This window comes from Emticicia sp. W12TSBA100-4 (assembly GCF_040253585.1).
Lineage (GTDB): Bacteria > Bacteroidota > Bacteroidia > Cytophagales > Spirosomataceae > Emticicia.
In genome coordinates this window covers 61,788-83,007 of sequence record NZ_JBELAU010000019.1, presented here as the reverse complement: position 1 = coordinate 83,007, position 21,220 = coordinate 61,788, and the positions used below count along the sequence as shown (strand labels likewise).

The 21,220-nt window shown below is 37.1% G+C and carries 15 protein-coding genes; 6 read left to right on the top strand and 9 right to left on the bottom strand.

Features of this window, described 5'->3' with window-relative positions; all coding sequences use genetic code 11:
- The first annotated feature begins 589 nt into the window (after positions 1-589).
- Positions 590-3,469, top strand: coding sequence for an aminomethyl-transferring glycine dehydrogenase (gene gcvP, locus ABR854_RS23325; protein ID WP_350268269.1), 2,880 nt, complete (start codon positions 590-592; stop codon positions 3,467-3,469).
- 59 nt (positions 3,470-3,528) lie between these two features.
- Here the strand turns inward: gcvP and ABR854_RS23320 are convergent, their stop codons facing one another.
- The 5 genes from ABR854_RS23320 to ABR854_RS23300 all read right to left on the bottom strand — a co-directional run bounded on the left by ABR854_RS23320 (position 3,529) and on the right by ABR854_RS23300 (position 10,514).
- Positions 3,529-4,155, bottom strand: coding sequence for a Uma2 family endonuclease (locus tag ABR854_RS23320; protein ID WP_350268268.1), 627 nt, complete (start codon positions 4,153-4,155; stop codon positions 3,529-3,531).
- 124 nt (positions 4,156-4,279) lie between these two features.
- Entirely contained in the window at positions 4,280-5,404 is a 1,125-nt protein-coding gene (locus tag ABR854_RS23315; RefSeq protein ID WP_350268266.1) for a tetratricopeptide repeat protein, read from the bottom strand.
- A gap of 34 nt (positions 5,405-5,438) precedes the next feature.
- A complete protein-coding gene (locus ABR854_RS23310) occupies positions 5,439-7,283 on the bottom strand; it encodes an NB-ARC domain-containing protein (RefSeq protein WP_350268265.1) in 1,845 nt (614 codons plus the stop codon).
- Between the two features lie 63 nt (positions 7,284-7,346).
- Positions 7,347-9,803, bottom strand: coding sequence for a 3-coathanger stack domain-containing protein (locus ABR854_RS23305; protein ID WP_350268264.1), 2,457 nt, complete (start codon positions 9,801-9,803; stop codon positions 7,347-7,349).
- Between the two features lie 84 nt (positions 9,804-9,887).
- Positions 9,888-10,514 (bottom strand): Uma2 family endonuclease, encoded by a 627-nt coding sequence (locus ABR854_RS23300; RefSeq protein ID WP_350268263.1) that lies wholly within the window; start codon positions 10,512-10,514, stop codon positions 9,888-9,890.
- A gap of 118 nt (positions 10,515-10,632) precedes the next feature.
- Between ABR854_RS23300 and ABR854_RS23295 the strand changes: the two genes are divergently transcribed.
- Positions 10,633-11,793 (top strand): NRAMP family divalent metal transporter, encoded by a 1,161-nt coding sequence (locus ABR854_RS23295; RefSeq protein ID WP_350268262.1) that lies wholly within the window; start codon positions 10,633-10,635, stop codon positions 11,791-11,793.
- Here the strand turns inward: ABR854_RS23295 and ABR854_RS23290 are convergent.
- The 3 genes from ABR854_RS23290 to ABR854_RS23280 all read right to left on the bottom strand — a co-directional run bounded on the left by ABR854_RS23290 (position 11,790) and on the right by ABR854_RS23280 (position 15,159).
- Positions 11,790-12,869 (bottom strand): BamA/TamA family outer membrane protein, encoded by a 1,080-nt coding sequence (locus tag ABR854_RS23290; protein WP_350268261.1) that lies wholly within the window; start codon positions 12,867-12,869, stop codon positions 11,790-11,792. The genes ABR854_RS23295 and ABR854_RS23290 overlap by 4 nt on opposite strands.
- Before the next feature lie 125 nt (positions 12,870-12,994).
- The gene (tsaB, locus tag ABR854_RS23285) at positions 12,995-13,732 is read right to left on the bottom strand and encodes a tRNA (adenosine(37)-N6)-threonylcarbamoyltransferase complex dimerization subunit type 1 TsaB (RefSeq protein WP_350268259.1); all 738 of its coding nucleotides are present in this window, start codon (positions 13,730-13,732) and stop codon (positions 12,995-12,997) included.
- Positions 13,733-13,914: 182 nt separating this feature from the next.
- A complete protein-coding gene (locus ABR854_RS23280; protein ID WP_350268258.1) occupies positions 13,915-15,159 on the bottom strand; it encodes an ABC transporter permease in 1,245 nt (414 codons plus the stop codon).
- A 177-nt stretch (positions 15,160-15,336) separates the two neighbouring features.
- Between ABR854_RS23280 and ggt the strand changes: the two genes are divergently transcribed.
- Complete coding sequence (gene ggt, locus ABR854_RS23275) at positions 15,337-17,118, top strand: gamma-glutamyltransferase (RefSeq protein ID WP_350268257.1); 1,782 nt, start codon at positions 15,337-15,339, stop codon at positions 17,116-17,118.
- Between the two features lie 220 nt (positions 17,119-17,338).
- Here ggt and ABR854_RS23270 read toward each other — a convergent pair whose 3' ends face one another.
- Positions 17,339-18,277 (bottom strand): CPBP family intramembrane glutamic endopeptidase, encoded by a 939-nt coding sequence (locus ABR854_RS23270; protein ID WP_350268256.1) that lies wholly within the window; start codon positions 18,275-18,277, stop codon positions 17,339-17,341.
- A 202-nt stretch (positions 18,278-18,479) separates the two neighbouring features.
- On the opposite strand from ABR854_RS23270, the gene dusB reads away from it, so the two are divergent.
- The 3 genes from dusB to ABR854_RS23255 all read left to right on the top strand — a co-directional run bounded on the left by dusB (position 18,480) and on the right by ABR854_RS23255 (position 21,153).
- Positions 18,480-19,508 carry a tRNA dihydrouridine synthase DusB gene (gene dusB / locus ABR854_RS23265; RefSeq protein WP_350268255.1) on the top strand — a complete coding sequence of 343 codons (1,029 nt, stop codon included), beginning with the start codon at positions 18,480-18,482 and terminating at the stop codon, positions 19,506-19,508.
- 134 nt (positions 19,509-19,642) lie between these two features.
- Complete coding sequence (locus tag ABR854_RS23260) at positions 19,643-20,539, top strand: DMT family transporter (RefSeq protein WP_350268254.1); 897 nt, start codon at positions 19,643-19,645, stop codon at positions 20,537-20,539.
- Positions 20,540-20,655: 116 nt separating this feature from the next.
- Complete coding sequence (locus ABR854_RS23255) at positions 20,656-21,153, top strand: acyl-CoA carboxylase biotin carboxyl carrier protein subunit (protein WP_350268253.1); 498 nt, start codon at positions 20,656-20,658, stop codon at positions 21,151-21,153.
- Positions 21,154-21,220 lie beyond the last annotated feature (67 nt).

Here is a 21,220-nt window from a genome sequence, read left to right as displayed (position 1 = left end):
TCCCTCTTTAAATTTATTAGTCAAATACCTAACTTCAAGAGTTATATCATATCCAAGTTATTAAGAACAGCTATTACTATAATGTGTAACCTCCAGCATCTGGATTCAAAAAAAACTTTCTCAATTTGTTATTTAGTCATTTCTAAAATGAAGCCAATTAATATTCGTCCAAACAATTACAGAAGAACAAACCTTCTTTATATTTGATGGCTAAAGCCTTTAACAAGTCTTTTTACCTAAAATCCAAAAGCGAAAATATTTTATTCTGCTTTGGCATAAACAAATAGCATTTTTATTTGTCAAAAAGAGCAAATAACATCGTATTTCTTTTGTTTCATCATTTTCTACAATTTGTCTTTTTGATAGACATTTTCTCTAAAATATACCACTCTTGTAGATTAAATATACTGCCTTCTAAAAATATTCAATAAAATTTCTCTAATTTTCTAACAATTTGTTTCAACAATTAATTTATAATTTTAGTATATTTGCATGCTCATCCAAACAGACCATTCATGCAGTTTCTTACCCCAAAGCATGAATCAATTCAAAAATAAACTCCCCTTCAGGGGCAGGGGGTTTTTCACCGATGAAAGTAAACCTTATTACGCAAGAATCCTTTGAAAGTCGTCACCACGGCAAGAGTGAAATCGAACTCCAATCAATGTTACAAAAAATTGGTGTTGATTCGCTCGAAACACTCATCAACGAAACTGTTCCTGCTGGAATCCGTTTAAAAAATCCACTCAATTTGCCAGAAGCAAAGTCGGAAGTTGATTTTTTAGCTGACTTCAAAGCATTGGCTCAAAAAAACAAAGTTTATAAGTCATTTATTGGTACTGGCTATTATGACACCGTTGTGCCAAATGTGATTTTAAGAAATATACTCGAAAATCCAGCGTGGTACACTGCCTACACGCCTTATCAGGCCGAAATCGCACAAGGACGTTTAGAAATGTTGTTGAATTTCCAAACAATGGTGATTGAGCTAACGGGAATGGAAATTGCCAACGCTTCTTTGCTTGATGAAGGTACTGCTGCCGCCGAAGCCATGACGATGCTTCACAGTGTGCGTCCAGCTGCCAAGAAAAATGCCCAAACTTTCTTCGTTTCAGAGCTTTGTCACCCACAAACAATTGATTTGGTGATTGGTCGTGCAAAACCTTTGGGAATTAATGTTGTGGTTGGTAATCACGCAACTTATGATTTAACCAACGAAGATTTATACGGAATTTTATTGCAATACCCAGCCACCAATGGCGAGGTATATGACTATACTGATTTGATTGCTGCGGCTCACGAATTGAATGTATTTACTGCCGTAGCGGCCGATTTATTGTCATTAACACTCCTTACTCCCCCAGGCGAAATGGGTGCTGATGTAGTAGTTGGTTCAGCCCAACGTTTGGGAGTGCCGATGGGTTATGGTGGCCCTCATGCGGCTTTTTTTGCTACAAAAGATAGTTTCAAACGCCAAATCCCAGGGCGTATTATTGGTGTTTCGGTTGATGCACAAGGCAATCGTGCTTTGCGTATGGCTTTGCAAACGCGTGAGCAACACATCCGTCGTGAAAAAGCAACTTCAAATATTTGTACTGCCCAAGTTTTATTATCTGTGATGGCTTCGGCTTACGGTGTATATCACGGGCCAAAAGGTTTGACAAATATTGCAGCGAAAATCAATGGTTTGACCAAACTTTTTGCTGAATCAGTTGAAGGACTCGACTATCAAGTATTAAATAAAAACTATTTCGATACCATAACGATTCATACCGAAGACAACAGCAAAATCAAGGCAATTGCCGAGAAACATGAAGTGAATCTTCGTTACTACACCAATGGCAATGTGGGAGTTTCTTTCGATGAAAGAAAAACCATCAAAGACGTTGAGCAACTTCTAAATATTTTTGCCGAAGCGGGTGGAAAAAGCACAAAAATCAACTTAAAATCTGAGGTTGAAATTGGTTTTGGCGTAGGTCTAAACCGTACTTCCGATTTCATGACTCACCCCGTGTTTAGTAGCTACCACACCGAACACGAAATGTTGCGTTACCTAAAATCTTTGGAAAACAAAGACTTATCGTTGGTTCACTCAATGATTTCGTTGGGAAGTTGCACCATGAAACTCAACGCTACAGCCGAGATGATTCCTGTAACTTGGCCAGAATTCGGTCAAATACACCCATTTGCTCCAAAAGACCAAACCGAAGGTTATCAAGAATTATTCAAAAACTTAAACGATTGGTTGTGTGAAGTAACAGGCTTTGCTCAGATGTCGTTGCAACCAAATTCGGGAGCTCAAGGTGAATACGCTGGTTTGATGGTGATTCGTGCTTACCACGAAAGTCGTGGAGATTCACACCGTAATATTGCTTTAATTCCATCATCGGCTCATGGTACAAACCCAGCATCGGCCGTAATGGCAGGTATGCAAGTGGTTGTGAGTAAATGTGATGAAAAAGGAAACATTGACGTTGCAGATTTGAAAGCAAAAGCCGAACAGTATTCAGCAAACTTGGCTTGTTTGATGGTTACTTACCCTTCGACACACGGTGTTTTTGAAGAATCTATCATAGAGATTTGTAGCTTGATTCACTCGCATGGTGGACAAGTTTATATGGATGGTGCAAACATGAACGCCCAAGTTGGTTTGACTTCGCCAGCAACTATCGGGGCGGATGTTTGTCACCTCAACCTACACAAAACATTCTGTATTCCCCACGGTGGCGGTGGTCCAGGCATGGGACCAATCGGTGTAGCACAGCACTTAGCTGAGTTTTTACCAACGAATGCCGTTGTGGATATGGGTGGAAAATCAGGTATTCACGGAATCTCGGCTGCTCCTTACGGAAGTGCAAGTATTTTGACTATTTCGTACGCTTATATTGCCATGATGGGTGGTGAAGGCTTAACAAATGCCACTAAAAATGCGATTTTGAATGCCAATTATATCAAATCACGTTTGGAAGGCGAATACCAAATTCTTTACACAGCTGATAGCGGACGTTGTGCCCACGAAATGATTGTTGATTTGCGTCAGTTCAAAACTTCAGCAGGTGTTGAGGCCGAAGACGTAGCGAAACGCTTGATGGATTATAATTTCCACGCTCCTACGCTTTCGTTCCCAGTTGCTGGAACAATTATGATTGAGCCAACTGAATCAGAATCGAAAGCTGAACTCGACCGTTTCTGCGATGCACTTTTGAGTATCCGTGAAGAAATTCGTGAGATTGAAGAAGGAAAAACCGATAAAGCAAATAATGTGTTGAAACATGCTCCACATACAGCTCCTGTTGTATTGGTAGAAGAATGGACAAGACCATATTCAAAAGAAAAAGCGGCTTACCCACTAACTTACGTAAAAGCCAATAAATTCTGGGCAACAGTTAGCCGCATCGACTCTGCTTATGGCGACAGAAACCTCATTTGTGCTTGTGAGCCTGTGGAGGCTTATGCTGAGAATTCATAAATATTAGATACAAAAAGGGTCTGAAAGTAATTTTCAGACCCTTTTTTATTGAAAAAATCTCATGCAAAAGGAGACTCTTCGTCTTTTAAATATTGACCAATATTGAAAGAGATACCGTTGGCTATCTCAATATCTTTGTTCCAATCAATTATTGCCCAATTTTCGTCTTTGGTTGCAACTAAAACCTTCTTGCCTTCCGACATAAGCCAAATTACTTTTTCAACGCCAAACTGTAATAATTTGTCAGTTTTTGTGTAAATATAGCCATCAGGTGTACTAAAAGCCCCCAAATGAGCATCAATATCAACTTCAATCTGAATTTTTGGTGGTACAGAAATATAATGTTTATCGGCTGACTTAACTGGTAAAACACTCTTATCATAAATAACAATATCGCCTGATAAGTTATTTTTTTTACTCAAATGCAAGCCCGTTTCATTAGTCAAAACACGGTATTTTGTAAGGTCTATTGATTTGAATAGCACCATCAATAAATATTCTATGATTGTTGATTGCAAATTGCTCGAACCCATAACTTCTTCAATTGTTTTTGTTCCATTTACTACTTCTTCATACCCTTTGTAATAAATAGGTTTACCATCAATGATTTCGTAAATCAATGACGCAGGTATTTTCTTGGCAGGGATGCGAGGAAGTACCGTTCGAGGACTTTTAGTTGCTATCATTGCTTTTATTTTTTCTCAAATTTAAACATTATTTTCATTTCCGTGATTTTCTTCAAGATAATTCATTGAGGTATTTATGCTATTTTAAAAAACTTAGTAATCAAACAAAAGCAACAATTTAACTTTATTTAGTTCTTTTTTGCTCTTTATACATTATCTCTAATATAAATATGCACCAGTTCTTTTCGTCTTCATCCAAATTCTCATCTTTAATCTTCTCCTCAAAAAATGTTATTGCTTTTGGATTCAAGTGGATACCCTTAACTTTAATTGCAAACTCCATATACAATGGGTGATTGGGACTAAAAAAATGAGGGATTATTGTAGAAGCATTAAAGTAATTTTGTAAAGCTTTATCAAACTGCTCCATTTCATCATAAATACAACCTAATTGTAAATAAGATTCTGCAATGTCAGGATGTTTTTCTCTATGAATTTCTAATAATATTGACAATGACTTTTCACAATGCTTTATCGCTTCCAAAAAATCCTTTTGGCTTAAATAATACATACCTAAATTACCCCAAGACTTAGCAACATCAAGGTTGACTTCACCATAAATCCTTCTTCTAATATTTAATGCTTTTTGATGATAGTCTTTCTTTAATTCTCCTTCAGAAATAATACCTAAATTATTATACACATTTGCAGCTTCTAAACCAATTTCTCCTTTCTCAAGGATGGATAAACTTTTCAAATAGTAAAATTTTGCTTTATTAATACTATTGACATCTCCCATTTTCCGAAATACCTCCCCAATACTATTATAAACTCCCGATAGTTTAGGGTGTAAATCTCCATAAATATTTAATAATATTTTATGAGCTTCTTGCAAGCAAGACATGGCTTGTCCTAACTCGTTCTGTCCTGAAAAGAAGTTTCCTAAACTGTTATACGCAGTGGATACTTCTTCATGAGGAACACCAAAGAATACTTTATGCAGATTTAAAGATTTAATAAAATATTCATAGGCATCTTGAAATTGGGCTTGTTTTTCATAAATCAGGCCTAAATTATTATATATTGAAGTCAAATTCATATTATTAACTTCATATTCATCTAATAGCTTTATATATATATTCTTGGCTTTTTCACAATCACCAACATTAAAATAAAATAAAGCAAGAACAAAATTTAGGTCATATAGTGATTTATCTTTTTCAAGTCTGAAAGTAGCTCGAATACTTTCTGCTATTAAAATAATATGGCTTATTCCTTGTGGGTTTAGTTGAAACTCCTTTTCAATCAAAACAGAGATTGTAATAATTAATTTTCTGCATTTTTCAATTGAAAAAATTTCTCTGCTGTATCACCAATTGAATCACTTGGTGCATTTGATATGCTTCGTCTCGCAGGGATATCCAACCTCGTTTTTCTAAATTTTTTAAGGCTAAAATATTCGCATCATTATCTTGCGAATCTGTATTAATCAATGAAATAATAAGGTTCTTTTTGAATGGTAAAGAAGGAAAAATAGATAATTTAACTAACAAATCTTGTTCAAGAATTGAAAGTGCACTAATATCAAAAATAACCTGATAATATGGTAATAAGCCTTCTATTAAATCATTATTATGATTTATTTCTATATCTAAATTGTATTGAGAAAGATTAAGTCCTTTTTCTTCAAATCGTTCCAATAAAGCTTGAGGTGTTAAATCTAATGATTCTGCTGTTTTAGCTAAAATTTCAATAGTCAATGTATGAAAGCCTACCATTAAAACTAACTGTTCAACTGAAGACTCATTTATAATACGATTGTAATTGCTGTAAAATAAACGAATAGCGTCACTGATAGATAAAAGATTCAACTCAAAATCATCTCGTTGGTTACTCAGCTTTTGAAAGGATGTAGCTAAAATTTTCCAATTAAATAACTTTTCTGAAATTCGTCTAAAAAATGGGAATTGTTCGATTGTAAGATTATCTATTACAATTAATTTAAATTTGCCTTCTAAATTTGTTAAATATGGAATTATTATCCTCTCAATAATTTCAATAGAACTACTTCCGAAATTAACGGCATTACTTACTTGTTTAGAAAGATGGACCTCTCCTATATCTTTTAAAAAGGCTTCTTGTAAATCATTACCAGTTGAAAGCCAAGCAACATAATCAATTTTGTTTTCGAGTAGTAATTTTCTTAAAACAAACTTGCTCAATGTTGTTTTCCCAAGCCCTCTCATACCATAAATCAAGACTCTATCTTGATATTCCAATCGTTTAATGATTCCATTCAAATCGTTTTCTCTTCCTATAAGTTCAAAGTTTAAGTTAATGGGCAGTCCAGTTAAAAAGCGTTCATTCTTTAAGCTTTTACTATCAACAACATTTTTTATTGATTCACTCACTTTAGTCACTTCATCATGCAAGCTGCTTAATGAATTCGATATTTCCTGTAACTCCGTTTTCACCAATAACTTAAATTCTTCAAAACGTTCCTTCCCAATAATATTCACAAAACCATTCATGGTATTTGTAATACTCATTAGTAATTGCTGATTTTCTTCTGCATTTTTACTAATCTTCGCTAAATAGTAATTATTAAAAGCATCTTTTGCTTTATTATTATCTCCAGTTAGTGAATCATTGAGAAAAGAGCAAGCTAAGCTAAACCAATCAAGATTATCAAGTCCACTTCTAATATTTTGCTCGAAATTCTCGAAGCTTAAATGAGTTCTCTCTCTTTCTTTCAGTAAGTGATTTAAATCTCTTATGTGAAAGTCTAATATTTTTCTTTTTAATAAATCATTAATATTTTGCTCATCTCCTAATATAATTGACTCAATATCAGAGCTACTGATTTCCAAGTTTTGAATATAATCTTTACTCTTAATTAAATTGATTTGCTGATTAGCAACCTCAAAAATTCTATTTAATATATCAGATGGAACACTTCGTTTTCTTAATTCTTCACAAAACACTTTTGTAGCCAACCAATGAGAACATTCAACAGCTTTTTGCAAATCATTATTTAGAGGAATATCAGTATCTGAAAGGTAATCCTTTACCCTCTTTTTTATTATGTTTAGTTTACTGGCTAAAGATTCATCCACCCGATTTCCGATAAATCCTAAAGAAGTTTCAGTAATCCAAGTGAGTGTAAGTATTGAAGAAATTAATCCCATTAGATAAGAGGTGTTGTGTTAATTCGATAAAGTTAATGAAAATTTAGGATTACACTACAAAAATCAATTCTCCGAACACCCAGCAATCTGTGCTTGAAAAGTACTACCTTGTTTGGCTTCAAAGTTTGGTTCGAGCAAGATATATTTTCCTGCTGAGTAGGTTACTTTTTGGTTGGCATTGATGGCGTTATTGGCATTGGCTTGTATCCAATCCCACGATTCGATGGTGGCGTTGGGTAGTCGATTTTCTTTTTCTAACACCAACTGACTATTGCAATTGGGCGGGAGTGGTAACGTACTCATGTAAATGCCTCGCCCGTGTGTACCTACGGTCAAAACTCGGTCAGTTGAGCGATACACCAAGCCATCGCAGCGTACATTGGCCAAACCAACATTTGTCGGTTGCCAACTGGGGTTCGCTGCCGAAATGTCTGATGTCTGCCAAACGCCCAACTCGGTAGCCAAAAATACTTGTTTACGGTCGAGTGGATAAAAAACTGCCGCCCGAACGGGCATATCTTCCAAACCCGAACCCGTTTGGTCTTTGTTGAGCCAAGTTGTGCCGCCATCGTTGGTCAACCAGACCGAAGAAATACCATAATTTGAAAACGTCACCAACAGATTATCGTCGCTTGCACCAATATCTATGCACGAAATAGTGGTATTTCCCGCAGGTAAACAAGCATTATCAATTTGTGTAAAGCTCTGACCAGCAATGCCCGCATTGGCTATTTTGTAAATTTTACCACCTTTGCAACCAATAAATAAGGTATGGTCGGTCTTGCCAGCTTTCATAAACGTAATGTCCATTTTTAGGTTTACAGTCATGCTACCCAAGACAGTTCCACCACCCACATCCGTCACTCTTGAAAGGCGAGTAGTGGTAGAAGTCGTGTCGGAATATGAGTAAAATACATTGATTTTATCATTATAAGAAGCAGGATTAAGGAACTTGCCTTTATCACCATCAATGACGATAGACTCGCTGAAATCTCCATTCTGGTTATGCAGTTCATAGACATTTTTAATTCCAGAAATTATCTGCACATTTGGGTTGTCTCGGTCGATAAAACAGATATAACCATCACCACTAAAGATGGCTACATCGGTGCCTGTCCCTTGCGTAAAAATCGGTGGATTGATTCTCAACGAACCATTATCTTGCGTTCCACCAATGGCATAACCGCTTCCTGCAATATTTTTCACGGCCACACTGTAAAACTGAGCCACATTATAGCCTTTGGTTCGGCGTTGGAAAGTTGGCTCGGTAGTAGCGGCACTTCCATAATTATTAGACACAAAAACGCCTCCATCGTTGCCAATTAAAACTTGGTCTGGATTGTAAGGATTAAAAACAATGGCGTGCTGGTCGGGATACGGAAGTCCATAATAGAGCATCGTCCAGTTTGCACCGCCATCGGTAGTTTTTGCGAGATTTGTCCCGCCCGCAATCACTAAATTTGGGTCAGTTGGATGTACCGATAAAATCAGATTATACCAACCTTGATTCGATGTAAAATTTGGAGCTACAATATCTGTCCAAGTGCTACCAGCATCGCTTGATTTTTTAAACCATTTAATCTTGCCAGTATTTGGAGGAGAATCTCCGTAAGTGGAAACTGCATAAATAACCTGCGAACTTCCCGAAGTTGAGGGGGCTAAGGCCAATTCAGTTCTTGCTCCCGTATTATCGGGCGTGATGTTTGTCCAAGTTGCACCTTCGTCGATTGATTTATAAATGCCACTTCCCAAAGAGGTAATTTTACCAAAAGTTGCAAAAATTGTTTGGTCAGAGGCAATTTCTAAATCGGCAGCAAAGCTTGAACCAGAGGTAGGTAGTAAAACCTGTTGCCAAGTTGTGCCATTATCAGTTGAACGATAAACACCATTTTGAGTTGCTGCAAAAACTTTTCCGTTGGTATTTACTGCAATATCCTGCACAAAATAAAAATCGGCATTGGCAGCAGTTGCCGATAACTGCTGCCAAGTTGTGCCATTGTTTGCCGAATACCAAATACCTGCCCCACGAACAGCATCAATATTTTGCCAACCTTCGCCCGTACCTACGTACATTTTTTGTGGCGAGCTTGGGTCGAAAGCAATGCAAGAAACAGCTAAATTTGCCCAAAAATCATTAATTTTCACCCATTGCTGATTAGCATCGGTGAAATCATTATTATACCAAAGTCCGCCCGCTACTCCCCCAGCCCAGACTCTTTTATGGTTGATGTCATTGGGGTCGAGAGCTAACGCACGAGTACGGCCGCCCGCATCCGATGGTCCCATTTCATACCAATTCATCGAAGAAGCCAAACGACCTTTTTGGATTTTCTCTTGTAGATTTTTTCTTGCCGAAACGAGTCGCTCAAGCGGAACCACTCCTGTGGCAGGGTCTTGCGTGATTTCGCTTTCAAACCTTGCTCGTTCGTAAGGGTTTTCACGAAATTCTTTCTTTTTTTCTTGCCCCCAAACATTAAGAACCGAGAGCAGAGCCACAACAATGATGTAAGATTTGTGCATAAAAAATGCTCATTAAGTGAAATACTAAAGTCGTAACTTTTCACTTGATGAGCAAATTTATTTATTTTCTGGTAGTTTGTCTTTTTAAGCGTATGGAGATTCTCCTTCTTGCAGATATTGCCCAATATTAAAACTGATGCCTTCAATTACTTCAATATCTTGGTGCCAGTTAGCTATTTGCCAGTTTTCATCTTTGGTAGCAATCATTACTTTTTTACTTTCCGAAATAACCCAAATCACTTTTTCCACACCAAAAGCTAAAAGTTTATCAGTTTTTAAGTTAATATAAGCCTCAGGGAATTCAAAATTTTCAATATCAGCATCAATATCTACTTCTATCTGAATTTTTGGTGGAACACTCGCATAATGTTTATCAGCAGCTTTTAAAGGCAATTTTGAGGTTTCAAAAATAGCAATATCTGCTGATAAATTGGTTTTCTTCTCTAAGTGTAGCCCTTGCTCATTTGTCAATATATGATATTTTTTCTCATCAAGATTTCTGAACAAAATCCTAAGCATATATTGAATAATCATATTCTGTAATGTACTTGCTCCCATAATTTCACTACTTTTTTTTGTCCCACCCAATACTTCTCTGTATCCTTTATAATAGATAGGTTTTCCATCAATTACTTCATAAATCAACGAGGCTGGAATTTTCTTTGCTGGAATTTTTGGGAGCTTTTTATTTAAATTTCTAACTGCTACCATATTATTTGATTTTTGCTTTTGTAAATTTAAAACAAATAGTCTCTTTTTTTCAAATAAACCCTAAAATTCTTCTCGTAGAATTACTTTCTTTGCAAATCATTGACTAACCAAAATCCCTATGAAAAACAAAAACGCCATTATCGGAGCGGCATTTCTGATGGCAACTTCTGCCATTGGCCCAGGTTTTCTGACTCAAACTACGGTTTTTACTCAGCAACTAACTGCCAGTTTTGGCTTCGTGATTTTACTTTCAATTTTGCTGGATATTGGTACTCAACTCAATATTTGGCGAGTAGTTTCGGTTAGCCGAAAACCCGCCCAAGATTTAGCTAATGAACTTTGCTTTGGCTTGGGATACTTGTTGGCGTTTTTGATTGTAATGGGTGGTTTATCATTTAATATCGGAAATGTAGCAGGTGCGGGCTTAGGTTTTGAGGTTCTTTTTGGCATAGACGTTAAAATCGGGGCGGTAATTAGTGCGGCTATTGCCATAGGTATTTTTCTCTCAAAAGATGCAGGTAAAGTCATGGATAATTTCACTAAGATTTTGGGATTCTTGATGATTTTATTGATTCTATATGTAGTGTTTGTTTCAAATCCTCCAATTTTTGAGGCAGTTCAACGTACATTTATTCCACAAAAATTTGATGCTTTAGCTACCGTTACGCTCGTTGGTGGCACAGTTGGTGGTTATATTACTTTTTCGGGTGTGCATCGTTTGATGGATGCGGGCATCAATGGAGAAGAAAATCTACCAGAAATTAATCGCAGTGCTACTACGGGTATTTTGGTTACAGCTGTGGTGCGATACCTATTATTTTTGGCTTCTTTGGGGGTAGTTATGGCAGGTTTTACATTAAGCAAAGACAATCCTCCTGCGTCGGTTTTTCAGAGTGCAGCGGGCGAAATTGGCTATAAAATCTTCGGGGTGGTTATTTGGTGTGCGGCCATTACATCGGTGGTTGGAGCGGCTTATACTTCGGTTTCTTTCTTGCGTACTTTTCACCCAAATTTCGAGAAATACAATCGTCAAATTATTATCGGTTTTATTGTTTTCTCTACAATTATCTTTGTTTTGGTTGGAAAACCAGTAAAAACACTCGTTTTTGTAGGAATGCTTAATGGTTTCGTTTTGCCGATTGCATTGGCTATTATGTTGATTGCCAGTAGAAAATCTCGCTTGATGGGTAGCTACAAACACTCTTTAATCTTACAAATAATTGGCTGGATAGTGGTTGCAGTTATGTCTTCAATGGTAATTTATGGCCTATTTTCTTAAAAAGCTTCTCCGATTGTGGCATAAATATTCCCACTTCCGTAAGGCGAAAGTGCATAATCAAGGCGGAGATTCAGATGGTTTTTGGTGGCAACTCGCAGCCCAGCCCCATATGTAAATTTTGGTTTATTCAGACGCAAAAAACTATCATCTTCGCTTCCCAAAAATGCCATCGAACCAAACGCTACCGCACCGAGACGTTTCCAAATTTCTTGGCGAAATTCTTGTTGAATAATCAGAGCATTTTTATCTCTAAAATAGCCTTCAAAGATTCCTCGCATTTTGAATTGTCCGCCCAAATAAGCCAACTGATTAAAAGGCACATCACCAATATTCGCAACAGCTACGTAATTACTCGCCAGAACAGTCTTTTTACCAAGACTTTTATAGGTAGCTATATCGGCCGAAATCTTTGTAAAATTTCGGTTTGCCCCAAAAATTCTGCCCGATGGAACCGCAAAAAATTCACCAAAAATACCTTTTGTCGGATAAAAAACTTGGTCACGGGTATCTCGTAAAATGCTCATTCCAAGCCCCAATGTTCGAGAGTTATCACTTCCGTTGATTATGCCCGACGAGAGCTGTCCTTCTTCAATGGTACCCGTTACTTTATAATCTTCAAAGTTTACTCTGAGTCCCAGATAGGTTTTGGGTCGAATCAACTTTGAGGCAAGAAATCGAAATCTAAAATAATCGGCATCGTATTTTTCATCAGGCACCCTGTTTTCACCAATGCCCGAATAGACATAATTGTAACGAAACCAGCCATTTTCGGAGGAAAAATAGTATTTATTATTATTGACAAAAATCTTGAAAGGAAAGAAAACTAAAATTTGTCGATTCTGAGTAAAAGTTGTTCCAAACGAAATTTGTGAAAGATTTGAGCCAAGCGAATCTTTGGCAAAACCAAAAACGGCCGAACCAGCCACTCCTCCCCCAAATCGAGTTTCGGGAAGTCTGAATACTACTGGAAGTGCTACGATACTCCTTTCTCTTAGAAATCTCTTTTTGGTGGAATCTTGTGCAGAAATAGTCTGAATAAAACTCGATAATATAAAAAACACGATATAATATTTCATGCTCGAAAGTCGAATTATCAATGAATCACTAAACCATTTACGGTAAAATGTCGAATATAGTCTTATACCCTTTTCAATAAAAAACGATTTACAGCATGATTTGTTTTGTAACTTCTCACATTCAACTATAAAGATGTTTTCTTTGGCGTTGTCCCCACAAATTCTTTCAAATAAAAAGGCTCAAAATCGGCAACATTTTCAAATTGTTGCTGTTCAAAAGCATGAACAGCCAACGCACCAATACTTTTGGCTGAGGGGAAAATAGTATGGTTCAAAAAAACAGCATTTAGATTACCGCCCAAAGTAGCTCGACATTTTTCGGCACCATCGCCAAAGAAGATTATCTGATGATTTTCGAGTAAATCCGCAAACGACGTTTCATCAATGATTTTGGCTTGTGTTGGCTCTATGACTTCAAGCGTATCGGCCTTATAAACAGCACAATAAACCTCCATTCGTCGAGCATCAAGCATAGGAGCAAGCAATGGTTGATGATTAATGCTTGATGTTGAATTATTTTTTTTACCCAACATCCAACATCCAACATCGAACATTAAAAAAGCCATTGCTTCCAAAGTATTAATAGCAATCAGTGGTTTTTCGAGCGTGAAACATAAGCCTTTGGCCGTAGAAACACCGATTCGTAGGCCAGTGTAAGAACCTGGGCCTTTCGCAACGGCGATGGAATCAATGTCTTGGAGTGTTAAACTGGCTGTTTTCACCACATGCTCAATGAGGGTAGTGAGCATGCCAGAAGAAGATTTTTCGTTATATAATTCACTGGCTGATAATAACTTACCATCGTGATGAATGGCAGCCGAACAAGCTTTCGTAGAAGTTTCGATACTGAGAATAGTGGGCATTGAGCGATAATTAAGAATGTAGAATTAAGAATTAAGAATGAACAAACACCTTAATTTGACATAACTTTTTGCAAAAATAAGTATTTGTAAATTATATTTTAACCAAAGTGATAAATCAATCTACATCGCACGGACAACCCCGTCTTAATTCTACATTCTTAATTCTACATTCTTAATTACTGTTATTTACTCCTAATCGCAATCACGGGGTCGAGGCGGGCGGCTTGCCATGCAGGTAAAATACCCGAAATCACCCCAATTGCACTCGAAATCAATAAACCTTTTAGAATATTTTCAGTAGTTAAAATAATATCAAGTGAGCCAAGTGGCAAGAAACTCAGAAAATAAACCAACAAAATACCGCACAATCCGCCAATTAAGCAGAGAAATATTGACTCAAACAGAAATTGATACAAAATAAAAGAATTTTTAGCACCCAGAGATTTCTGGATTCCTACAATATTTGTGCGTTCTTTTACTGACACAAACATGATATTAGCAATACCAAATCCACCGATTAGGAGCGAAAAAAGCCCGATAATTGTTCCTGCACCACCAATAACAGCAAATAATTCACCCAATGCAGCCGCAGCCGCTTCTGGACGATTAAGAGCAAAACTGTCTTCTTCCGCTGGGCGTAAACCTCTTTTCGTACGCAAAAGTCCAGTAGTTTCACCTTCCAATTCAAAAAGACCTTCATCATTTTCAAAGCCTTTAAGTACTATATCGCCATAGGGTTCACCCGATGAAAAAATACGTTTGTGCGAAAGAAACGGAATAAATACTTTTTCGTCGGGATTACCACCAAAATCGGCAATTTGCTTACCTTTTCGCTCCTGCACCCCTATAACCGTAATATTCTGTCCTTTCATCTTGAAAGTTTGTCCGATTGGGTCAGAATCAGGAAATAAAGCATCAGCAATATCTGCTCCCAAAATCCCTACACTTCTACCCGATTCTACTTCTTGTGGAGCAAAATATCGACCATTGATAATCGGCACTTCGGTAATTTCAGTAAAATCATAAGTGATTCCTTGACACAAAGCTTCAATACTATTATTACCTTTTTTGCAAGAAACCCCGCTCGCAAAATCCATCATCGCTACGGCTTGGGCATTTTCGAGGTTATCTTTTAAGTATCTAAATTCTTCATACTTCGGTTCGGGACGACGAAAATATTTCCACCACGGATAATCACCACCACCAAAAAACCAAGGCCATTTCTGCACATAAATTACATTCGTACCGATCGAATTTAAACTGCCTTTGATGTTAGATTCAAGCGAATCTACCATTGTATAAACCCCAATAATTGAGAAAATACCAACCGTTACGCCCAAAAGCGATAAAACCGTACGTAATAAATTTTCTTTTAAAGCGTTCATCGCAAAACGAAAACTCTCAAATATCAGTAAGAATACTTTCATATTTTCTCGCCCAGCAGGACAGTTTTTTTGAATTAATAATTTTACGAAAATAGGTCTGTGAAATTACTTTCGGAAATGAATTTCGTCAATCAGTAGTTTTTAGTAAATTAACGGCAAATTTCAAGGATATATGGGACTACCTCTGCCTTACATACATATCAACAAACTGAAGAATATATGAAAAAAACACTTTTACTCCTAAGCCTATTTACGATTGTATTTGCTTGCAAAAACAAACCTACTCAAACAACCGATGGAGTTTCGAGCAAATCAAAGGATTTATTTGTCCTTTTTGAAGAAGACCCTAACCAAAAAGCATTTTTCTCCGACCGTAAAGGTGTAATCGGTCAAAACGGAATGGTAGCCTCTGCTCACCCCGAAGCCTCAAAAGTTGGTGTAGAAATCATGAAAATGGGCGGAAATGCCATTGATGCCGCCGTTGCTACGCACTTTGCATTAGCAGTTGTATTTCCGTTTGCAGGAAATTTAGGCGGTGGTGGATTTGCGGTTATCAGAGATAAAAATGGCAAAGCATACACGCTCGATTTTAGAGAAAAAGCACCACTAAAAGCCAACCGAGATATGTATTTAGATGCAAAAGGCGATGTGATTCAAGGTTTAAGTCTGCTTGGGCATTTGGCAAGTGGTGTTCCTGGAGCGGTTGATGGAATGGTAGAAATTCATCAAAAATTTGGAAAATTATCTTGGGCAAAGGTTGTGCAACCAGCCATTGATTTGGCAGAAAAAGGCGTAGTTCTGACCGACCGTGAGGCTCTTGGCTTAAATAATAATAAACAAACTTTCAGAAAAGTTAACGGTGAAAATACACCATATTTTATGAATCCCGAAAACCGTGATTGGGTAAAAGGAGATTTATTGATTCAAAAAGATTTAGGTAAAACACTACGTACCATTCAAGAAAAAGGGAGGAATGGCTTTTACGAGGGCGAAGTGGCTGATTTATTGGTCAATGAAATGAAAAAAGGTGGAGGTATTATCTCGCACGAAGACCTAAAAAAATATCATTCAGCTTGGCGTGAACCTATTACGGCCAATTATAAAAATTATAAAATTATCACAATGCCACCTTCATCGAGTGGTGGAGTGGCTTTGGTGCAGCTTTTGCACTTTGTTGAACCTTATCCTTTGCGTAAATGGGGTTTTAATACTGACTCAACCGTGCAAGTAATGATTGAGGCCGAACGCCGAGTTTATGCCGACCGTGCCGAATGGATGGGAGACATGGATTTTGTAAAAGTGCCAATGAAAGAGTTAATGAGTAAAAGCTATTTAGAAAGACGTTGGAAAGATTTCAATTTTGAAAAAGCTACCGATAGTAAAAATATTGGTGGTGGAAATATAACAGGGAAAGAATCGAACGAAACTACGCACTATTCGGTGGTTGACAAGGAAGGAAATGCGGTTTCGATTACAACGACCCTCAACGGTGCTTATGGAAGTAAAGTTGTAGTTTCGGGTGGCGGCTTTTTGATGAATAATGAAATGGACGATTTCAGCATCAAAGCTGGTGTGCCAAATATGTTTGGTTTGATTGGCAGCGAAGCCAACGAAATTCAACCCGAAAAACGTATGCTTTCTTCAATGACACCAACAATTGTAGAAAAAGATGGGAAGTTTTTAATGGCAGTAGGCACGCCAGGAGGTTCTACTATTATTACTTCAGTTTTTCAAACAATCTTGAATGTAACCGAACACGGAATGACGATGCAACAAGCCGTAAATGCCCTTAAATTCCACCATCAATGGTTGCCTGACCGTACGGTTTATGAACCAAATGCTTTCAGTGAAAAAACAGTAAACGCCTTAAAATCAAGAGGATATATTATTGATGCTCAAAAAGGCACACTCGGAAGAATGGACTGCATTATGCTACGCCCAGATGGTACACTTGAAGGTGCATCTGACCCCCGTGCAGATAATACAAGTGTGGGATATTGATTTTAATTGAGAATGTAAAATGGATAATTGAGAATGTAGTTCTTCAACTTGAAACTCATTATTAATTATCCATTTTCAATTACCTCCCGATAATTCCTTTCGCTATCAGATATGGGATTATTAACCAAAGTAAGCCTTTTATCAAAAAAAATAGAAAACCAGCCCACCCGAGCCGCTTAAACCATTGCTTAAATTTCGACTGTTCTTCCATAAAACAATTTTACTGTTGACCATCGACCATTGACGGTTGACTATTTGTATAATTCTTCAACAAAAACATAAGGCCAATAGTTGCAATCAACGAAAAACCTACGATTGAAAGTGGCACATCATCCATACTTTCTAAGTCAGTTTTCACAATTCCAATATTATGCAAATACATAATTGTTACGGCCAAGCCATTATTAAAAATGTGGGCAAAAATAGGCACACGAATATTTCCTGTCCATAAATAAAAATAGCCAAACAATACGCCCAACATCATGCGGGGCAGAATACCGTAAAACTGAAAGTGAATAACGGCAAAAATGAATGCAGACACCCAAATTGCTATGTGTGGATTTCCCGTTCCGAGCAACAATTTTCGCATGATTAAACCTCTAAAAAGCAATTCTTCGCCTATACCTGCAATTACAGCAATGACCAAAAACACCAATAAAAATTGCCAAAAAGAAGTAAAATCTGTGAAAAACTTAGTTGTTTCAGCCAATTTATCTTCCATTCCTTTCAATAATGCTTCTAAGCCTTTCAATGATTCAGGAAACGTAACTGCTTGATTGAGTTCTTGCAACCAACCATTAAAACCCATAAAAGCCATTTGGGTTAAAACCACCATCCCGAATACTGGCAAGGCAGGTACTTTATCAAAGTTTAGGTCTTGCCAAGATTTTTTCTCAATCTTTATCCAGTAAAACCACGCAGTGCCAACAAATCCGATAAACGAACCCAAACCTTGCCCTAAAATCATTCCAAGCCACGCATTGGGTAATTTTGAAAAATCACCATCACTATTCGCAAAATCAGTTAATGTAGCACCAGCTGCCATCATCACTAAAATCTGAATCACACCTCCCAAAAATAAAAAGCCTATCAGAAACAGGCCAATTATGACAAGAAGCGATGAAGCGGCGGGGTTTTCACGAGAATCGGTAAGTTTCATAAGTTTTTTCGTAATTTTGTGGTAAAATTATTCAGTATTTCCTGTATTAGCAACGTTTCTTTAGCTTTTAGCTTTTAGACGTTAGCTTTGGTCTTTTCAAGTTAAGGAATTATTATACATCAATTCTGGTTAATATTTTTAAACAATTAAAGTAAAATCGGACCGCCGAGGCGGCTAAAAGCTAATTGCTAAAAGCAGAAATATGGCAAAAATAGGTAATATAGATTTAGGAGAATTTCCACTTTTACTCGCTCCAATGGAAGATGTGAGCGACCCTCCTTTTCGTTTAGTTTGTAAAGAAAACGGTGCTGATTTGATGTACACCGAGTTTATTTCTTCAGAAGGATTGATTCGCAATGCGGCCAAAAGTGTGATGAAACTTGATATTTTTGAGTACGAACGTCCCATTGGAATTCAACTATTTGGTAGTGATGTTGAAACAATGGGCGAGTGTTCTCGGATTGCCACAGCAGCAACACCCGATTTGATTGATATTAATTATGGTTGTCCAGTAAAAAATGTAGCATGCCGAGGTGCAGGAGCTGCCTTATTGCAAGATATTCCGAAGATGGCAGAAATGACCGCTTCGGTAGTAAAAAATACCCATTTACCTGTCACGGTTAAAACACGTTTGGGCTGGAATGAAGAAACCAAAAATATAGAAGAAGTTGCCGAACGGTTACAAGATGTTGGTATTCAAGCTCTTACGGTGCATGGACGCACCCGAGCTCAAATGTATAAAGGCGAAGCCGATTGGACTTTGATTGCTAAAATCAAAGAAAACCCACGCATCAAGATTCCTATTTTTGGCAATGGAGATATTGACTCTCCCGAAAAAGCCCTTGAATATCGCAATCGCTTCGGAGTGGATGGCATTATGATTGGTCGTGCTGCCATTGGTTATCCTTGGATTTTCAACGAAATCAAACATTACTTCAAAACTGGACAAAAACTCGCTCCACCAAGCATCGAACAGCGAGTTGATGCCGCCAAGAAGCACTTAGAGTTTTCGATGAAATGGAAAAACGAACGCCAAGGAATTTTAGAGATGCGTCGTCATTATAGTAATTATTTCAAAGGATTACCCAACTTCAAAGAATACCGAATGCGTTTAGTCCTTTCGATGGATTTCCAAGAAATTCTTTCCATTCTCAACGAAGTTTCAAAAGTTTACGACGGTTTTGTCCTCGAAAAACAAGAAATAAAAGTTGAATATGCTGGAGTAGATTAAATCCAATGCCTCAATGATTGAATGAGAGAATGAATGAATATTAAATTAATTCTTAATCACTCATTCAATCACTCGCTCATTCAACCATTCTATCAATCACTCATTCAATCATTGAGGCATTCACTCATTTCATTATGAATAAAAAGACCTTTACAAATCCCGAAAACCGAACACTTATTTCTTGGCTTTTACTTAGTTTACTGGCCATTATGTGGGGTTCTTCGTTTATTATTATCAAAAAAAGCCTTGATGCTTTCACGCCAGTTCAAATAGGAACCGTCAGAATTCTGGCGGCTGGATTGGTATTTTTACCGTGGATAATATCCTCTCGTAAACAATTTCCTAAGGAGAAAACCAAATACTTTATCGCTTCAGGGCTTTTAGGTTACTTCCTACCTGCATTCTTATTTGCATTTGCAGGAAGTAAGATAAACAGCTCATTATCAGGCACTTTAAACTCTGCAACACCTCTTTTTGTATTGATTGTTGGAGCAATTTTCTTTCAACAAATTATCAAACGTTGGCAAGTAGCAGGTTTGATTTTAGGTTTTGCAGGAAGCGTAATTTTAGTGCTTTCATCAAGCAAAGATGGCCTTTCAATTAATCAGCTAAACCCTTATGCTCTACTGATTATCTTGGCATCATTGATGTATGGCTTCAACGTAAATATCGTGGGTAAACATTTGAGTGGAATCAACGCCGTTTTATTGAGTGGCTGGACGCTTTTTAGTGTAGCCGTAATCTCAGCTATTATTCTTTTCTCGACCGATTTTGTTTCCCGCATCAATGCCGATACTATGCAGCCACTATTGATGTTGCTACTACTCGGAGCAATCAACTCGGGCATTGCAGCTATTATTTTTAACTATGTTTTGCAGATTTCTTCACCTGTTTTTGCTTCTTCGGTAACTTATTTAATTCCTGTTGTGGCAACATTGATGGGTTTCATTGATGGCGAATCTATATCTTTTTTGCATTATTTTGGTATGACAATCATTCTGGTTGGTGTATATTTGATAAATAAAAAGTAGTTATTGTTGCAAACTGTTGTTTTTGGTTGAACGTTGTTTATAATCAACAAGTTGAACGAAAACTAAGTGCAACAATCTGTTACAACATCTAACATTTTCAAACAAAAACTTCAACCATGCTAAAAGCAATCATAGACAACCAAACTTTTGAGATTTCAGATGAAAAAGGAGAAGTTTCAGTAAATAATCAACCATTTTTGTGGGATTTCCGTGATATTTCTGATAATCATTTTCATATCATAAAAGATAATCAATCATATAATGCCGAACTCGTTGAGGCAAATTATACCGAAAAAATCTTTAAACTGAAAATAAACGGGACAATTCACACCGTCAATCTCAAAAATCGTACAGATTTGCTTTTAGAAAAAATGGGAATGAGCAGTGCTGCTTCGGCCAAACTCAACAACCTCAAAGCACCAATGCCAGGTTTGATTTATGAAATGAAAGTAAAAGTAGGAGATGAAGTAAAAAAAGGAGATGTATTATTAATTTTAGTAGCTATGAAGATGGAAAACGCCATCAAAGCCGCAGGCGATGGAATTGTGAAAAGTATCAAAACTAACACAGGCGATAGCGTAGAAAAAGGGCAGTTAATCATGGAATTTGAATAGAAATAGGCATTAAACATATTATTGAAGCCTAAGTGTGGCACACTTTTCTGTTTAATACAAAAAGGTG